Origin of the sequence: Culturomica massiliensis, from assembly GCF_900091655.1 — a bacterium.
Classification (GTDB): Bacteria; Bacteroidota; Bacteroidia; order Bacteroidales; family Marinifilaceae; genus Culturomica; species Culturomica massiliensis.
In genome coordinates this window covers 1,178,912-1,196,430 of record NZ_LT594621.1, presented here as the reverse complement: position 1 = coordinate 1,196,430, position 17,519 = coordinate 1,178,912, and the positions used below count along the sequence as shown (strand labels likewise).

The window sequence follows — 17,519 nt, the reverse complement described above, 5'->3', positions numbered from 1 at the left end:
GTTATGGGTTTAAACGTTTATTTTGTAAAGAAAGCTGATCAGGTATACGGCCAGAATATCCCCGCCGATTATCGAAACGGCGTAAGCGATGCCCAGACGTGCACCTTTCAGGTTACAGGTTACTTTCAGGGCCTTGAACATCCATATCAGTGTCCAGACGATAAAGACAGTCGAAATAAGGGCCAGAAATGCTCCTGTCATGATTTCCGGGCTATTGAGCCATTCTATCGTTATGTCTTGAGGGGTTGCATGGATTAATGTCTGTAGCGGTTTACAAAAGCATAGCAGCGCTGTTGCGATTAAAGGCAGCTGTGCGAAAGCCGTGGTACCGAGGACATCGACGATGCGGATTCGGGAACGCGACAGAAGCAGACCTGAGGTGTAGAAGAGGAGTGCCGGTATCAGCCAGATAATCAGATGTTCGCCCAAAAATGTTGTAAATGTATTACTCGGAGCCCATCCCATGTGTAACAATCCTTGAAAATGTAATCCTGTGATCCACGATAGGACTATTGTAATGCATACCCCTGCAAATCCGTAAATCAGGGCCGGTATACCCGCTATTTGTATAAACGGATTCAGTATTTTTTTCCAAAATGAAATTTGCGTGTCCATGGCTTGTAAGTTAAGGTAGTTTTTCAATAAGATCGTCCAGTAGATTACGGACGGTCGGGTAACTTAAATTCATCTTTTTGGCCATTTCTTTGAGACTTCCTCCCGCCTTGACAAAGTCGATTACAAAAGTCTGCTCCTTTTCACTTAATTGTGCCAAAGGTGAAAGATCGAAGGTTCCGCAAATTTCCGTGCCGCATTGGGTACAAAACAATCGCCCGACTTTCAGAGGTGTTTCACAGGCCGGACAATGTAAGGGTAATTTTTTCTTTATATCCATAATTGCATTGTTTGCTTGTAGCAAATATAAATAATGTTTTATAATATTCAAATTATATTGAATAATATTTAATTTAACATCAATAATATTAATGTATTTAAATGTTTTTATTCCCGTGTGTTATCAAGTGTTTAGGCGATGTATCTTTTTATATTCGGAGGGAGATATTTTCATGTATTTTATGAAAGCTCTGCGGAATGTGCAGGTGGAATTGAAACCGGAGCGTTCCGCAATGTCTGTAATTTCAGTTTGCGGTTCCGTTTCGAGAAGGTGTTTACTTTCTTGCACTCGGAATTGGTTTACGTAGTCGGAAAAAGACACGCCGAGTTCTTTGTTAAATAATTGAGATAAGTAAGTTCTGCTGATTGGAAATTTTCGTTGTAGATCCGATAGACGTAAATCTCTGTATAAATAAGGTTTTTCTGTTTGAAACCATTGGTTAATGGCTTGTAAATAATTTGTTTTTGCCTGGTCATATATCCAGTCTTTTTCCGGAATGTTTTCTTCGGAAGGGGTTTTCCAGCCGGCAGCAAATGAAATTTTCCAAGGGATTTCTTTTAGAAACAGAGCTTTATAGAAAAAATAATACCAGAGAATGAGAATGAATACTTTGTTGATTACATATAAGATCGTGTTATGGGTGACTAATAGTATAAAGTAAAATATATATAATGCGGATAGTACAATCATTATTCTTTTCAGCCAATAAAGGTCATAATCATCCGGATTGGATACATTTTCTTTAAGAAGTTGGGTATACTCGTTATTGTAGCGGAAAGTCAGATAGGCCGGAATGATCATATACAGCATGTTGCACAGGAGTAGTGTAATGCGAAAGATAATATCGATATCGGAAAGTGATAAAAGGTCTTGCATGCCGTGATAAACTGTCACTTCCTGTTTGAAAATGTAATAGCTTCCGAAAAGAAGGGTGAAGCCGATAGCCGGAGATATAAAAAAACAAAAACGCTTGAATGTGAGATATCCCGGACGTAATATTTCGATGATATAACAGGTCGTCGTTGCCATGACATAACTTCCCGTGATAAGTACGATCGGTTGAAATAGTGCTGTGTTATCTAGAAATGGATTGATTATGAGGCGTATACTGATAAGTAGTGCCCAAAATAACATACTTAGTCCTAAAATAAATTTGGCTTTGCTGTGTTGTGGGTGTGCTATAAGGGTTATTCCTCCAAAAATACACAAGCTTAGGATCATCAGGCTTAAAATCAACTGAATATTTTTTAACATGGTAAATAAAGTTTTTCGATTATAAATCAAGATCTTAAAGAAAGGTGTTGCAATATATGCTCTTTTTGTATTTTTTGATCGGCTCTTTTTGTATGATTTGCGCCCTTTTTTGTGCAAAATGAGCTCTTGTGCGCATGATCCCTCTCTTATTTTTGCTCTGTAGTTTTGGTGCGACAAATATAAAAAATGTAGAACTTAAAATGTAAAAAGATGAAAAAAACATGTTTACAATTTGTTTCAATGAAACGAATATTATCGGTTATCGGAATAACCTTTATCAGTTTATCGGTTTTTTCACAGGAATCCTTTTGCGGTTTGTCCTGGGGGATCAAAAGTGGTGTGAATTGGAGCAATATTTTGACGGAGTCAAGTATATTTGATAGCGATAAGGATGAAATTTCGCCGAAGTGGGGATATGTCGGAGGCGGTTTTATCGATTATCGATTTACACGTACTTTTTCCTTGTCTTGTGATGTTTTGTTTTCATGTAAAGGAGCCAAAATGGATTTTTCTTCCGAACAAAGTGGACGATTGTTTTCGGATTTGTATTTTCGGCTGAATTATTTGGATTTTCCTGTAATGGCTAATTTCCATATTTATAAGGGATTGGCTTTGAAAATCGGATTACAACCCTCTTTTTTACTTTCAGCTAAAATGAAAAGTACAGCAATGAAACATCCGGTGTCTGTCCGGAAAAAAATAAATGCTTTCGATTGTTCCATGCCGATAGGTGTGGCTTATGCTTTTGATTGCGGATTGCTTTTCGATGTGCGGTATGCTTTGGGTGCCCGGGGTATATTGAAAACGTTGAGTAATGACGATCTTAATAATAATTCCGTTTTTTCCTTTACTGCCGGTTTTAGGTTCTGAAAAAAACTTTAATCATAAAACGAAGGATGAAAAAATTTAAATTAAGTATATTTTGGCTGGTTTGTTTGGTCATTTGTATCGTAGTAGCAGTTATTTATGGCTGGATAGACTATCGTTTTAAAGATGTGCAGGTTTCCGGGGTTATTAAAAATCTCGAGGATGGGCAACTGTTGTTGTACGGTGAACACGACGGAAAAGTGGATACGATTCAGTTGGACAAAGAAGGTTCATTTGTTTGTCATTTTTCTGAAAAGGAGATTCCCGGTGTTTATGTGTTGTGTATTCCGCAAACTTCAACCACGGTTTTTTTATATTTACGTGCAGGAGCTCGTGTACGGCTTTCATATGATGCGCTGCAATCGGACCTGACTCCGGTAATCACTGGAAATGTTACTGTAGAAAGTGAGATTATACGTAAAATTAATGAAGAATTCCTTGAAATGGAATTGGAACAGGTTGCTCAGAAAACTTTTTCGGAATATTCAAAGGAAATATATGATCGATACGATGGAGTCGTGAAGTTGTTGGATAAGGTGAAGGACCGGAAATTCGTAGCCATGGTTTTGAAAGAACTGAAGGCCCGGCGGGATTATTGTTTGTATTATTATAGAGTGGCTTATAAATTATGTATTTCGTTGGAAAGCGATGTTCAGGAGGAAGCTTTTTGGGAATTTGCCCGAAATCTGGATTTGAATAATATTGAGAATGCAAAGAGTGATTTGCTTAGTCTCGTTATTGCCTGGGATATGCAGACTGCGAAAATAGAAAGATCTGCCATCAATTGCTTGTGTGAATTGAAAAGACGGGTATCAAATCAGGAAGTTTTGAATTATATGTCTGAACAATACATGGTTTCTGCTTTATGTAATGAAACTTCTTCGGATGAATTAACAATGGTGTATGACTTCTTTGTTCAATTATGTGATGATTGTGATATTTTATGTAAGGTGGAGAAAGAATATGAGGCTGTCAAAAGGGCTTTAACAAGGTTTGCTCCGGGAAAAGAAATGATTGATTTGGAAATGTTTGACAGAGAGGGTAACAGTGTACATCTTGCCGATGTGAAAGGTGATCTCGTTTATGTGGATATATGGGCGTCGTGGTGTGGATCTTGTTGTTATGAAATGGCTTTTCTTGAAAAACTGGTGGAAAGATATAAGGATTCTCTTCATTTGGAGGTTGTCAGTCTTTCAATCGATAAGAATGAAAAAGCCTGGCTGGCAAGAGCACCGGAAGATCGTCCCGGCTGGAAGCAATATCAGGCTACGGAGCTTTCACAAAGAATTCTTGAAGAAGAGTATCATATTACAGCAATACCTCGTTTTATGCTGCTGGACAGAAATGGAAAAATTATTGATGCTCATGCTCCTAGACCTTCTGACGATATAATTCACCAATTGATACATCGTTTTTTAACTTCTCGGGCTATGGTACAAGGGAACTTTTCCCTTGTACTGGATAATACTTATTGATTTTTCGTTTTCAGTATCGGAAGAAAGAGTTTTGAAAAAGCGGATGGGGGAGAGTAAAAAATATATTTTGTTTTTGTAAGGCTGGAGAAGATATAAATCGTTTTATTATTAATTTGTAAATTTGTTATGTGGGGGCGGCGGTTTGTGGAGACAGATGTACATCCGAATGTCATAAAAAAGTGAAGATGGATGGAAAGTACAGAGGTAATATTTGAAACAGAGCGATGGAAAATTTGAATTTTTATATTTTGACGGGAGGACCCGGGAGCGGGAAATCGACAGTGTTGAATTTATTGTTTTCTATGGGATATCCTGTTGTTCCGGAAGTCGGAAGAAAGATTATCCAGGAACAGGTTTCCATAAAGGGAAATGCACTCCCCTGGGGCGATACATGTCGTTATGCAGAACTGATGTTGTTGCAGTCGGTACTTGATTTCGGGAAGTTTGCGTCTTTGAATATACCTCGTTTTTTTGACCGGGGTATACCCGATACCTTGGGATATTGTCGTTTTGCCCGTATTCCGGTCAGAAAAAAGTTGGAATCTGCTGTCCGGAATTATCGGTATAATCCGGTGGTTTTTGTATTTCCGCCCTGGGAGACTATTTATACCCAAGATTCGGAAAGGAAACAAAGTTTTCAGGAAGCCCGGGATACTTGTCGTACTATCCGGGAAGTATATGAAGAGAACGGCTATCGGACTGTTGCCGTTCCCTTTTTGCCGCCGGAAGAACGTGCTGTGTGGATTTTAAATTATTTGAATCTTCCCTCGGTTTGTGCTTCGCGGCTTTATTGAGTTCCGGAAAACACAGAGGAAATGCCCTCTGTGTTTTGGTATAGAAATAGAACGTTTTAGCGGTTTCGGAGGTGCTGTTATTCGCTTTTCAGTGCATTTACAGGATTGGCGGTAGCCGCCCGCCAGGTCAATGCACTGACGCATAGCAAAGCAATTACAACCATAATAACAAAGGCCAGGGCAAATATCCACCAGCTTAATTCTGTTTTGTATGCGAAATTATCCAGCCAGATTTGAATGACATAATAGACAATAGGGCATATCAAAATAAAGGCGATCAATAAACGTTTTATAAAATCCTTATTTAATAAGACCAGCATTTGCATTTCTGTTGCACCCATTACTTTTCTGACTCCGATACTCTTTGTTTTTTGCTCGATAAAAAAGACAACGAAAGCCAGTAATCCCAGGCACGCGATCACAATCGACAATCCTGTAAATATCAGCAGGCGGCGTGCGAACAGGTCTTCATCTCCATAGAGTTGCGTGTAGTCGTTTTCCATAAAACTATACTGATAGAAAGTCTGGGGATACAGTTCTTTGTAGCATTTCTCGATATAGGCCAATGCTTCCTGCCGCTTTTCCGGGACAATCCGAATGTATACATCCGCCATGCCTTGAAAATCGTTTAAGTAGCCGAAACACAAAGGTGTGATTTTTTGATGCATCGATTTAAAATTGAAATCTTTCACGACACCGGTTTGCTGTTCTGTTAAATAAGTGTGATCAGGTGATTTTGACGCGATTTCTTTTGCCATTTGCTGATTCATCAGAAAACGGCCTTTGTTGTTTCCTCCTTCACGGTAGGCTTCGCCTTCTACCAGTTGCAATTCCATGACATCCATAAAATATTCATCGACCCAAATGATATGTCCCCCCATATTTTCATCCAGTCCCGGAATTTTTAAATAGCTTCCCCGTTCATTGATATCGTAAATGCGTGATTTTGCTGCCGTCGCATTTACGATGGCGGGATTTTGTAAAAGAAGTTCCCGGAATTCCGGAAATTTTTTCATCAACACCGATTCCCCATGTCCGTTTACCATAACTACATTTTTCGGATTATATCCCGGATCCCGCTGTTTCATGAAATTTACCTGTTTGAAAATCAGGAGTGTGGAAATAATCAATCCCATGGAGACGGCAAATTGCAGTATCATCAGACTTCCTTTTACCCGTTGTAAGGCAATACTTTCATTTCGTTGTGAATTTAAAGAATCCAGACGGTTCATACGCGTCAGGTAGAAAGCCGGATACAATCCGGACAACACTCCGCATAGCAAAGGAATACCGGCCAATAGAATCATTCCGTTCCAGATATCTATTTCTAAGTTAAATCCGTATCCCAGCCATTGCGACAAGGAGGGGAATACCAGCAGAGCTACGATCCAGGCTCCGAACATGGCTAAAAAGCAGGTAAATACGGAATCCATAACGATCGATCCGATCAGCATACCGCGGTTGGCTCCCAGGGTACGTTTTACTCCGATCACCCTTGTTTTATCAGCCAAACGGGCGGTTGCCATGTTTACGTAATTGATGATGCTTACAATCAATACCAATATGGCTATCAGAATTAAAATATTGATATTGGAGCGATTACCGTGAGTGGAAAAATCGACCGCAGGCGTAAAGTAAAGTTCCTTATAATCCTGCAATTGCAGGTAGGGGAGGTTTTCTTTTATGTTCTCCGGTTCATATCCGAAACTTTCCATTTTCCGGGTATATAATTTCCGGAATTTCCCAAGTAATGCCTCCCGGTCTGTTCCCGGGAGTAATTCCAGGAAGGTTTCCCAGTTTGCAGACCGCCACGAATCGCTATATCCTTCCTGCCAGTTCTTATCCACATAGTGCAGGTTAACCAATATTTCCGGTTTTCTCAGAGCCGGATTTACAATGTCTTTGAAAACGGCCGAAACGGTACAATGAAATTGCCCTCCCATTACCAGTTGCTTACCGATGGGATTTGCATCTCCGAATAATTTCCGGGCCATTTTTTCACTTACCATTACCTGGTCGGTTGTTGCAATCCCATTGGGTTCTCCCTGTAGAATCTGTAAGGAAAAAAATCTGGGATAACAGCTATCTCCCAATACGACCGGTTCTTCCGTGTAAAGTTCCTCCACTCCTTGCTGAGGTGGAATGTAAAGGGCTATGCCCATCATCATCATCCGGCAGTATTCTTTTATTTCCGGAAAGCTACCCGCCAGCCAACCTCCGTAAGCCCCCGGAGTGATCCCCCAATCGGCAGTCTTTACCCGTACAATATTTGCCCGGTTTTTTACATTTTCATCATGATTTAATTCTGCATGTACGTAGGTGTATAAAATGATTATGGCAGTGAAGGCCAATGTCATACCGATACAATTGACTAAAAAAGAAAAAGGCTTATTGCGTTTACTTCGTATCCATTCTCTGAACTGTGACCACATTATGTTGTATTTTTTGAGTTTATTTATTCTTGTTTTCAAAAAATATGCCAACACAATAATAACTTGAATGTCTGTAGTTTAGGTGTAAATAATGGGATGCAGCTGTCAAAAAAATAGACAATAGTGTCAAAGAATTAAACGATTAGCCGGAGAATAGCCCCATACGGCGATTATAGTTTTTGCTGACGCAACCATATTTTTATCAGCAGGCTTTGCGGCAATAGTTTTGAAACGATGTGAAAGAGTTTGGTAAAAGAGCCGTAGATCGACATATCTTTTCGTTTTTTAGCATCTTTCAGGGCTTTGTGAGCGACTTTGCCGGCTGTTACCATGCCGGCGAAGTACCGGGTTGCTTTCGGGGCTCCGATTTGTGCTTTTTCCAATAAGGGGGTGTTTATCCATCCGGGACAGACTGCGGTGACGGTAATGGCTTTTTCTTTGAGTTCTATATTCAAAGCCCGGGAATAATTTCTTACAAAGGCTTTTGTCGAACTGTATATATTTTGATACGGAAGCGGCAGAAAAGCGGCTGCGGAAGCTATATTGAGGATATGACCGCCTGCTTTTATGTAGGGAATGCACACCAATCCCATAGCGACGACAGCACTGCAGTTCAAATCAATCATATTTACAGATTCTTCAATGCTCAAATCGTTGTATGAGCAGAATTTTGCAAAACCGGCATTGTTGATCAGAAATAAAATATCCGGATCATGTTCTTTTAAATAAAAAGAAAAGTCTTCTATGGCTTTTATGTTTGACAGGTCCGTCGGGAAAATTTTTATTTTTTCCCCGCAATCCGTCTGTAGCCGGATCAGTTTTTCTTCATTTTTGGCGATGGCCCATATTTCGTCTATGTTTTCTTCTCTGAGGAGCAGTTTTACGAATTCTTTGCCTAAGCCTCCGCTTGCTCCTGTGACAATTGCTATTTTTTTTCCCGGTCCGTTCATCGGTTTTACATTAGATTATGATTTGATACGTATTCGTTTCGTATCTGTTTAAGTTGGAAAAAACCGTATATCATAATTGATAAATCAAATATAGATAAAAATCGGGAATGCCGGGGGACTCGAATATGTTGCCGATAAATTACCGGGGAAGGGGATGAATAAAAATGAACCGGGCTCCCCGGGTGTAGGTGGTGTCGAGTTTGACTTCTCCTTGAAGTGCTTGCGCAATCAGGCGGCAAATGTGTAAGCCCAGACCATTGCCTTGGGAAAAAGAATTCAGTTTCTCGAAACGATTGAATATTTGTTCGGCTTTGTCAGAAGGAATACCCGGTCCGCTATCACTGATGGCAAAGATTACCTGCTGTTCCTGTTCATTGATGGTGTATGTCAGGTTGATTTCTCCCTGTTCGGTATATTTGACAGCATTGTTCAGAAAATTCAGAAGGATTTGCTGTACACGCATGCTATCCGTTACAAGGGTATAAGTATCTTCCCGGGTTGCGGTAAATGTCATTTTAACTCCGGGTTTTACCTTATCTTTTGTACTGTCGACAACTGTCTGACAGAGTTCATTTATTTTATAGGCAGATTTGACGATTTTTAGTTTACCCGATTCCATGGCGGATAGTTCCAGTAAATCGTTGACTAGTTTGAGTAATAACTCACTGCTGTTTAAAATCAGGTTGGAATAAGTTTTCAGTTCACTGTTTATGTTTTGAGCCTCGGAAGCTATCAGTTGTGAAAATCCGACTATCGAATTGAGAGGGGTGCGTATTTCGTGGCTCATATTCTGAATAAAGACGGTTTTTATCCGGTCGGAAGCTTCTGCCTGGTCACGGGCCTGTACTAGTTTTTCCTGGGTTTCCAGCAAGGTCATTTTTTCTTTTTTAAGTGCTTGTTCCGACTGTTTCAGACGTTTTACAAGACGCCGGCTGTGTAAGTGGAAAATGAGTATCAGAATCAATAATACGGTCAGCAGGGATACAATATATCCCATAAGAGATTTGGTATTATGTTCTGCTTCGAGTTCGGTTTCTCTGTTGCGTTGGTTTAAGCTTTCTACATCATTGAGGATCTGAAGTTCTTTGTATTTTTCCAGATTCCGGGTTTGATTGAGCTGATGCAGGACGGTGATATATTCTTTCAGGGCCTTTAATTCCTTGTCTTTTTCTCCTAAAGCCTGTGCAATCTCTATCTGATAACGCAATAATATATGATTCGGAACCTGACGTTGAAGAGGGGGCTTTTGCCACAGGCTGTCCAGAAATACCGAAGCTTTCTCATATTGATTTTTGGCCATGTGATAATAGAGATGAGGCTTGGGGTCGAGTCGGGTAAAATGCCAGTAGACGTCCTCGCTTAAGGAGCACATCTGTTGTAAATGGGCATAGCAGGAATCGACTTCTGCAGCAGACAGACCGGGGTAGTTGTTGAGCATACGACGGTAAATGGCGTAATAGGACGTATAGTAATTCCGGTATATACGGCCCTGTTTGCGGTAGTAGCGTTCGAGATCGTGTATGTATTCCAGTAATTTTTTATCCGTTTCTATGGCTTTTTTATATTCTTCACTGAAGGTGTAAAGAATACTCAATTGGGTAAGAACCGAAGCTCTTAAATAGTAGTTTTCAGGAGGAAGCTGGCTCGTCAGCTTTTGCTGTTCTTCCAGGTATTGAGTGTAAATGTCGCTTTGTATGGAATACCCCAGACAAATACACAATGTACGTAATTTTAAAATCCGGTCGTAGATATCGATTTCTTTGTTCGCATCCGCTTTGTATTCTTTTAATAATTGCTTCAGATGTTCGGCTTTCTCTTCTTCGGAGGCATTTCGGCTGTATATGCTTTCCCATTGTCCTTTCAGGAATACGATCAGGCCTTTGCTGCCTGCTGTCGGTGTGAGTTTCTCTGCTAAGGAGATGTAGTATTTTATAGAATCGAGCTTATTTCTGTTGCCTAGTTCCAGTAAAGCTTCTATTTGTACTTTTTCATCATTGACTTTACAGGCTTCCGAATAAAGTTGAAGGTAATATTTCAGGCGTTCGTTTTTGTTGGAATTGTCCGCCAAATGACGCAATAGGGTATAACGTTCGGTTTGGCGGGTGGTATGGGAAAGCAATCGGGCCAGACTGTCCTGTATATGATGGGATCTCGTATTACCAATTACCGGAACGACAATACACAAACATAGAAATAATATTGCACACAGACGCAAGAAAGCTGTCATATCCAATTTTCTTATTATACAAAGATAATAAAAATATATATATTTTATAATATATGTTTTTCAGTTGAAAAATCCTACTGTATGCCGGTTTGTTTGGATGAAATTTATGGACTTTAAATTTTGCATTTTGATTTTTTAATCTACTCAAATAAAGATTATTGCGATATTCGAATAGAACAACTGATAATAACGGTGTGTTTATAAAAATATTTTCAATATTCGGGTGCGATTTGTGACTATGGCATTGATATTATTTCTACCTTTGTGGTGCAATGAAAAAGTATTTGACAGGCATATTGTTCGGTTTGTTTTTCTTGTTCGGTTTGTGTGAAATAACCGGGTATGGAAATCAGATAAATTCACTGGAGGATTTTGTGTCTGTTCAGGAATCCGGAACAGGGGTAAATGCAGTTACTGCATGTGCCGACGGAAGGGAATTCGACGTATTTTATCTGTATCTGGGAGAGATTCCGGCAACTATTGTCGTTACTTCGAGGGGAGGAAATTTTTTTCGTACATTGCGATTTCAATCTACCATTCGTGTACTTTCTGCAATAGATATTCCATTAGTGGAAAAGAATTCCAAAGGAGAATATTTTCATTTTAGTTTTGGGAGGACGTCCTACCGGTATTTTGTATATACCTTGCGGCGTTTGTTGATTTAGCCTGTATTTATTTTCGAAGGATATATACCGGGGATAGGTATGTCCGCAATTCACTTTACACTGTTTATAACTTTCAGTAAGCCGGGGAAATTTCCGGTTTTCTGTCGGGTGTTTTCAGTTGTCGGGAAGAAACTGATATCCATTTCTGACGGAGAGCTTACAGCTTGAGCGGATGAAATGTATTTCCCGGCATAAAATCAATTTGAACGAATTATTTATTTTTAAAATTATTGGGCTATGTCAAGTTTATTATTGTATACATTGGGGATGATGGGATTGACTTTTTTCATCGGTTTTTTTGTTGCAGCAATCATTAAAACAATTGCTAATTGGGCTGATTTTTTGGATTATTATCATTTTTACCGGAAGAAAATACTGAAGGTAAGAAATATCCGGACGGAGGAGCCGGCGGTAATGGTGGAAGGGCCTGCACGGAAAGAAAGGATGCACGAGGATATCTATCGGAAGTTGCGGCATAAGGCAAATGAAATATGGAACGGTTTCAGGTTACATAAGAAAATAGCTATCTGATTTCTTTAATCCTACAGGTTACTTTTGCTATGGAAAATATTGATTTTTATAGTTTGTTCCAGGGAGTCGGTACGATGGCCGCCGGCGGATGGTTGCTGGCTGTGACACGTATTGCTTTGGTTATTCTGGGTTGTGCAGTGATTTATTTAGGTTGGAAAGGTGTACTCGAGCCCATGATTATGATTCCGATGGGATTGGGTATGATTGCTATCAATTGCGGTACATTGATGATGCCGGAAGGCGGATTGGGAAATCTGTTTCTGGATCCCTTGGCCAGCGATACGGATGAGTTGATGAATATTATGCAAATCGATTTTTTACAGCCGATTTATACCTTGTCGTTCAGTAACGGGTTGATCGCCTGTTTTGTGTTTATGGGGATCGGTACGTTGCTGGATGTCGGTTATCTGCTCCAACGTCCCTTTGCCAGTATTTTATTGGCTTTATGTGCCGAATTGGGAACTTTTCTCACATTGCCTATTGCTTCGGCTATGGGACTGACATTGAAGGAAGGGGCTTCTGTGGCAATGGTCGGAGGTGCAGATGGTCCGATGGTATTGTTTACTTCTTTGGTATTGGCGAAGCATTTATTTGTGCCGATAACGGTTGTCGCTTATCTGTATTTAGGGTTGACTTACGGAGGATACCCCTATCTGGTGAAATTGTTGGTACCCAAGCGTTTCAGAGCCATAAAAATAGAAGAAAAGAAAGTTCCTAAGAACTATGCCCCCAAAGTCAAGTTGGCTTTTGCCGTCATTTTATGTGCTGTATTGTGCTTTTTGTTCCCTGTGGCTTCTCCTTTGTTTTTGTCATTGTTTATAGGGGTGGCAGTCCGGGAATGTAAAGAGAGTATGAAGCATGTGTATGAATTTATGAGCGGTCCGTTATTGTATGGCTCTACGTTTATGCTGGGATTGTTGTTGGGGGTATTGTGCGATGCTCATTTGCTGATGAGTCCTGTTATCTTGAAGCTATTGATTTTGAGTGTTGTAGCCTTGTTGTTATCCGGAATAGGAGGAATTATCGGAGGGTATATCATGTATTTCCTGAAAAAAGGAAATTACAATCCGGTTATCGGTATTGCCGCAGTAAGTTGTGTTCCGACAACGGCAAAGGTGGCTCAAAAGCTGGTAAGTAAGGATAATCCTGATTCTTTTGTACTTGGACACGCTTTGGGCGCCAATATATCCGGGGTCATTACTTCGGCTATTATTGCCGGAATTTATACGACGATTATTCCGTTGCTATAATATTTTGCCACTTATGTGGCAAAATATTATATACCCGTTTATTCGTCCGGACAGCTTTCGGATTAGCCGGTTTTTAAAAACATAACCAAAAAATTCCGGAAACGGACGTAACGGAAATATTTTTCCCGGATACAGGTTATAAAAAGCTTCCGTTTTTGAGCCGACGGTAAAAGGTGGGCTCTCCACACAATAGCATTGAGTGTGGTACGGAAGTATTTGTCTATAATTTTCCGGACGGGTATGGGTTGTGTTTGTTGCAGCCGTTTGATTTCTTTCATGACGGTCAGGTATCCGGCTATATTTTCATTGGAGAAATTCCGGGTCATGATCGATCCTTCTCTTAGTCTGCGCCGGGAAAATATTTGCGGAATGTAACCGACCCGGGCGGCGTAGAGGTATAGTTGAAAGCAAAACAGTTCGTCTTCGTGGATGATTCCGGGGTAGAACGACAATCGGTATTGCCGGAGAAAGGCCGTGCGTATCAGGTTAAGCCATACCGGTGTCCGGAATGTGTGTGTATCTAATTGATGGTCGAACCATTCAATTCCTTTTTTGACTCCCTGTTCGGCTTTATGGATGTAATTCTGGGCATGGTAGTTGCCTGTGTTGATTGTTTGTGCGTCGAAAAATACAAAATCGAGATTCTGCTCTATGCATTGCCGGTAACACTGTTCCAAGGCATTTTTTTCGAGCAGGTCGTCACTGTCCAGGAAGTATATAAATTCACCTTTGATATATTCAAGCCCTTTGTTGCGGGCAGCCGATACGCCTTGATTCGTTTGGGTATAGATCCGGATGCGGGGGTCGGTATTTGCCAGTTCACGGATGATGAAAGGACTGCGGTCGGTAGAACCGTCGTCGATGACAATGATTTCGATGTCCCGGAGGGTTTGTTCTCTGGCGCTTTCAATGGCTTCACCGACATAGGCTTCGGTATTGTATACCGGGATGACGACACTGATTTTCGGGATATTCATAGATCAGGGTATAAACAATTATCGTACAGGTTTTATCCATGTTTTTTGTTCGAAATCGTATTGTCTGACAATACGTCCCGGATTGCCGGCGCAAACGGAATAAGGAGGGACATTGCACGTAACGACTGTACCTGCAGCAACGACTGCGTGTTTGCCTATCGTTATTCCGGCCAGGATAACGGCATTAGCGCCGATCCATACATCGTCCTCTATGGTGACGGGGATCGTCGTAACGCCTTGTTTACTGATCGGTTGTGTGATGTCCCGGTAATTGTGATTAAGACCTGAGATAACGATGTTTTGAGCCAGATTTACCTGGTTCCCGATAGTGACAGGTCCGATAATCGTATTGGATAAGCCGATCCGGCTGTGGTTTCCGATGATTACGGCACCGACCATATTGTTTATTGTCGAGAAACTCTCGATAACAGAATAAGCACCGAGTTGGAAGGCATTGAACGGGACGAGGTCTTTACGGACATTACCGTAGATAATGCTTCCTTTCGAACGTTTCAGATAGAACGGTTGTAACAGGCGTAACCAGCGGCGGGGGCGCGTTTTTACCGGATGTACGAGCAGGTGAAGTACCTGTTGCTTTAGGCGGGGATTATGCCCGAGTTTTTTTTTGAGTTTGGCTAGCATGGTCTTGTTTTTTGCGGCATCTTAATGTTTCAGCGATTTGTTTCTTTACACGGGGCTTTTTCCTGCATTCCGGATGTGTCGATTTTATCGGCACTGCATGCCCGGAGTCCGGAGCTGATTTTTCCGGGGCATTCCGGGGGGACAACCGATAAAATCGATGATTGACGGCTGGACCATTTGTGTCCGGTCGGAGTCCGGAAGATGATTACAGAGCAGATAAAAAATATCGTATTATTCATACTTTAATGTTTTTGGATGACGTCTTGATAGACATTCAGTAGCTGGTGTGCCGTTTGTTGCCAGGAAAAATGTTTTACCCGCTCCAGGCCATAATCGATTTGTTTCCGGCGGAGAAGTGGATTCTGTTCCAGTTCAATGAGGACTTTCGCTATGGTCTCAGCCTTTTCCGGATTAATTAAAAGAGCATCTTTTCCGGCAATTTCCGGGATGGCAGATGTGTTTGAAGTAATCACCGGAGTACCGCAGGCCATTGCTTCGAGCAGAGGAATACCGAAACTTTCCCGTAAAGAGGTGTAAAGAAAAACCGAAGCTCTGTTGTAAATGGCCGGTAGATCTGTGTGCGGGATATAGCCGGGGTAGCGGAGCATGGGTTTGATTTCTTCTATCTGCTCCTGGTGCAGTATACGGTCGATTGTGTCTTCTTTTAAATCAGCAATCAGCAAAGGCAGCCGTTTTGCCGATTTTTTCAGATAAAGGCTGTATGCTTTCAATGTTCGCGGCGTGTTTTTTTTCGGATCGGTATTTCCCAGAAAGAAAAGGTATTCTTCGTCCGGCAGGTATTTTTGAATTTGTGTCCGGGAAATTTCCAGTGGCTGAAAGCGTTGACTGTAACCGTTGTGGATGGCTGTAATCCGGTTTTCCTCTAAATTCAGGAACGACCGGATCCGGTTGCATTCGAAGTTTGAAACGGTAATGATCTTCCGGCAATGTTTTATTATCCGGGGTACGACCAAACGACGGTAATACCGTCCCATATTTTGGTAGAACGAACTGTTTTTTCCGGCCTTTTTTTCCAGAAATATAATATCATGCAGGGTCAATACCAGGGGTACGGAACAAAAAACAGGGGCTGTATTACTGGTACAATGCAACAGATCGGGTTTGATACGCCGGATGGCCCGTGGTAAAGCAAACTGTTCCCAAAGCGGGTAAGAGGGACATTTGATTTCAACGATATGAAAGTTGGATGTCGGTGTCAGGCAATGGTCTTCACCGGGAGCCGTCAGGATGTAATATTCATTTTCTGTATCCAGTTTTTGCAGTTCCCGAATGACTTCGAGTGCTACAAAATCCATCCCGTGTTTGTTGGGACGAAAAATCCGTTGGGCTTCAATCGCAATTTTCATCAGCGTAGCGTTTTACTACTATTTATGGGTTAATCCCTTTTTCAGTACTCGTAAATTTTTTATTTTCTCCTTTTAAGCGGAAATGATTGAGTACCATCATGACAAATAGTTTGGGTAGTTTGTTGATTGACTTTTTGAAATCCTCATCGACCATTTTATCGGGTATGGCCAGACAAAGAGTGATTCCCATAATGATAAACAGTCCCCACCATTTTATAGCAAGCGGCCAGTCTAAAATTTGCATGAGTCCTCCCATGACGATGATTCCGCCGAAAAGAATGAGGCGGGGAGGGAGTATCCATTGGATCAGTTTATCGCTGTAATCGAGATTACCGGAGAAGATGGCTTTGGGCAGGTCCCTGTATACACGTCCCCATTGTCCGATCTGTGTAGCCAGCCATCGTCTCCGTTGGTTGTAAAATCCTTTTTCTCCCTGCGTTTTTTCGTCGTATACCCATACATAATCGAGGAATTCGATGAAAATGCGTTGTTTGAGCAATAGTACTTCCAGTTCTTTGTCTTCGCCGGCTGTATGCAGGTGTTTAACGTTGTTGCGAAACCATGAGTAATCGAAAGCCATACCTGATCCGATAAGGGCAGAAGAAATGCCTAAATTGACATGTCCGCGACGGAATATCGAGTTATTCACTTCTTCACTGATTCCATCGAGAACGGCAATTTCCGTATTCCGGTTTTTAGCGGTACGGTGTGTTTGTACGGCTTTTATACCGGCTTCAAAGGTTTTATTGATCTCATTGAGGAAATCCGGTTCGACAAGGTTATCTGCATCCAGGATGACGACGATATCGTATTTGTTGGGATCGAGGTTATCTATGGCAAAGTTGAGCGCTTTGGCTTTTGAGCTTTTTTCATAGTTGGCTTTCAGAAGGATAATCGGTAAACGGGACAACCGTTCGTTTGTATTGTCCTGCATGTGGTCGGATACGACAACTACATCGTAGTATTCTTTGGGGTATTCCTGCCTTAAAAACGAGCTGATTACGGATTCGATGATCCGGTCTTCCCGGTAAGCCGGGAAAATGATTGCAAAACGACGTTTTTTCCGGGCTTCCGGATAATGGAATACCCGTTTGCGTAATGAAGCCAGCGTGAATATCAACGGATAACTGACAGCTACGGCGGCTAATATCCAGCAAATGTATTCAATCAAGTATATGATTTCCCAAAGGTTCATC

Annotated in this window: 16 protein-coding genes and 1 pseudogene; 6 read left to right on the top strand and 11 right to left on the bottom strand. The window is 41.2% G+C overall.

Going from position 1 to position 17,519, the window contains the following annotated elements:
• Nucleotides 1-9 precede the first annotated feature (9 nt).
• The 3 genes from BN8908_RS06220 to BN8908_RS06210 form a co-directional block, all read right to left on the bottom strand.
• Entirely contained in the window at nucleotides 10-615 is a 606-nt protein-coding gene (locus BN8908_RS06220) for a YIP1 family protein (protein WP_068689701.1), read from the bottom strand.
• A gap of 10 nt (nucleotides 616-625) precedes the next feature.
• Nucleotides 626-892 (bottom strand): DUF2089 family protein, encoded by a 267-nt coding sequence (locus BN8908_RS06215; protein ID WP_392389376.1) that lies wholly within the window; start codon nucleotides 890-892, stop codon nucleotides 626-628.
• Between the two features lie 123 nt (nucleotides 893-1,015).
• Nucleotides 1,016-2,323 carry an AraC family transcriptional regulator gene (locus BN8908_RS06210; RefSeq protein WP_235837412.1) on the bottom strand — a complete coding sequence of 436 codons (1,308 nt, stop codon included), beginning with the start codon at nucleotides 2,321-2,323 and terminating at the stop codon, nucleotides 1,016-1,018.
• 63 nt (nucleotides 2,324-2,386) lie between these two features.
• Between BN8908_RS06210 and BN8908_RS06205 the strand changes: the two genes are divergently transcribed.
• The 3 genes from BN8908_RS06205 (at nucleotide 2,387) to BN8908_RS06195 (ending at nucleotide 5,282) form a co-directional block, all read left to right on the top strand.
• Nucleotides 2,387-3,016, top strand: coding sequence for a porin family protein (locus BN8908_RS06205; RefSeq protein ID WP_222860027.1), 630 nt, complete (start codon nucleotides 2,387-2,389; stop codon nucleotides 3,014-3,016).
• A 26-nt stretch (nucleotides 3,017-3,042) separates the two neighbouring features.
• A complete protein-coding gene (locus BN8908_RS06200; RefSeq protein WP_068689700.1) occupies nucleotides 3,043-4,488 on the top strand; it encodes a TlpA disulfide reductase family protein in 1,446 nt (481 codons plus the stop codon).
• Between the two features lie 224 nt (nucleotides 4,489-4,712).
• Nucleotides 4,713-5,282, top strand: coding sequence for an AAA family ATPase (locus tag BN8908_RS06195; protein ID WP_068689698.1), 570 nt, complete (start codon nucleotides 4,713-4,715; stop codon nucleotides 5,280-5,282).
• Nucleotides 5,283-5,359: 77 nt separating this feature from the next.
• Here the strand turns inward: BN8908_RS06195 and BN8908_RS06190 are convergent, their stop codons facing one another.
• The 3 genes from BN8908_RS06190 to BN8908_RS06180 all read right to left on the bottom strand — a co-directional run bounded on the left by BN8908_RS06190 (nucleotide 5,360) and on the right by BN8908_RS06180 (nucleotide 10,891).
• Nucleotides 5,360-7,714: an ABC transporter permease gene (locus BN8908_RS06190; RefSeq protein ID WP_068689696.1), complete on the bottom strand. Its 2,355-nt coding sequence runs from the start codon at nucleotides 7,712-7,714 to the stop codon at nucleotides 5,360-5,362.
• Nucleotides 7,715-7,884: 170 nt separating this feature from the next.
• The gene (locus BN8908_RS06185; protein ID WP_068689694.1) at nucleotides 7,885-8,664 is read right to left on the bottom strand and encodes an SDR family NAD(P)-dependent oxidoreductase; all 780 of its coding nucleotides are present in this window, start codon (nucleotides 8,662-8,664) and stop codon (nucleotides 7,885-7,887) included.
• Between the two features lie 139 nt (nucleotides 8,665-8,803).
• Nucleotides 8,804-10,891, bottom strand: coding sequence for a sensor histidine kinase (locus BN8908_RS06180; protein WP_021988951.1), 2,088 nt, complete (start codon nucleotides 10,889-10,891; stop codon nucleotides 8,804-8,806).
• A 272-nt stretch (nucleotides 10,892-11,163) separates the two neighbouring features.
• On the opposite strand from BN8908_RS06180, the gene BN8908_RS06175 reads away from it, so the two are divergent.
• The 3 genes and pseudogenes from BN8908_RS06175 (at nucleotide 11,164) to BN8908_RS06165 (ending at nucleotide 13,337) form a co-directional block, all read left to right on the top strand.
• Complete coding sequence (locus tag BN8908_RS06175; protein ID WP_068689692.1) at nucleotides 11,164-11,556, top strand: hypothetical protein; 393 nt, start codon at nucleotides 11,164-11,166, stop codon at nucleotides 11,554-11,556.
• Between the two features lie 237 nt (nucleotides 11,557-11,793).
• Nucleotides 11,794-11,905, top strand: a pseudogene (locus BN8908_RS19140) (LapA family protein); the annotation flags it as partial.
• 211 nt (nucleotides 11,906-12,116) lie between these two features.
• Nucleotides 12,117-13,337 carry a sodium ion-translocating decarboxylase subunit beta gene (locus BN8908_RS06165; RefSeq protein WP_021988948.1) on the top strand — a complete coding sequence of 407 codons (1,221 nt, stop codon included), beginning with the start codon at nucleotides 12,117-12,119 and terminating at the stop codon, nucleotides 13,335-13,337.
• A gap of 62 nt (nucleotides 13,338-13,399) precedes the next feature.
• Here the strand turns inward: BN8908_RS06165 and BN8908_RS06160 are convergent, their stop codons facing one another.
• From BN8908_RS06160 to BN8908_RS06140, 5 genes are read right to left on the bottom strand one after another with little or no spacing between them, the layout of a single operon-like run.
• The gene (locus BN8908_RS06160) at nucleotides 13,400-14,314 is read right to left on the bottom strand and encodes a glycosyltransferase family 2 protein (protein WP_021988947.1); all 915 of its coding nucleotides are present in this window, start codon (nucleotides 14,312-14,314) and stop codon (nucleotides 13,400-13,402) included.
• Nucleotides 14,315-14,332: 18 nt separating this feature from the next.
• The gene (locus tag BN8908_RS06155; protein WP_068689689.1) at nucleotides 14,333-14,956 is read right to left on the bottom strand and encodes an acyltransferase; all 624 of its coding nucleotides are present in this window, start codon (nucleotides 14,954-14,956) and stop codon (nucleotides 14,333-14,335) included.
• Between the two features lie 29 nt (nucleotides 14,957-14,985).
• Nucleotides 14,986-15,195 (bottom strand): hypothetical protein, encoded by a 210-nt coding sequence (locus tag BN8908_RS06150; RefSeq protein ID WP_068689687.1) that lies wholly within the window; start codon nucleotides 15,193-15,195, stop codon nucleotides 14,986-14,988.
• A 3-nt stretch (nucleotides 15,196-15,198) separates the two neighbouring features.
• Nucleotides 15,199-16,323, bottom strand: a complete 1,125-nt coding sequence (locus tag BN8908_RS06145; protein ID WP_068689685.1) for a glycosyltransferase family 4 protein — start codon at nucleotides 16,321-16,323, stop codon at nucleotides 15,199-15,201.
• Between the two features lie 22 nt (nucleotides 16,324-16,345).
• Nucleotides 16,346-17,518 (bottom strand): glycosyltransferase family 2 protein, encoded by a 1,173-nt coding sequence (locus BN8908_RS06140; RefSeq protein ID WP_021988944.1) that lies wholly within the window; start codon nucleotides 17,516-17,518, stop codon nucleotides 16,346-16,348.
• Between the last annotated feature and the right edge of the window lies 1 nt (nucleotide 17,519).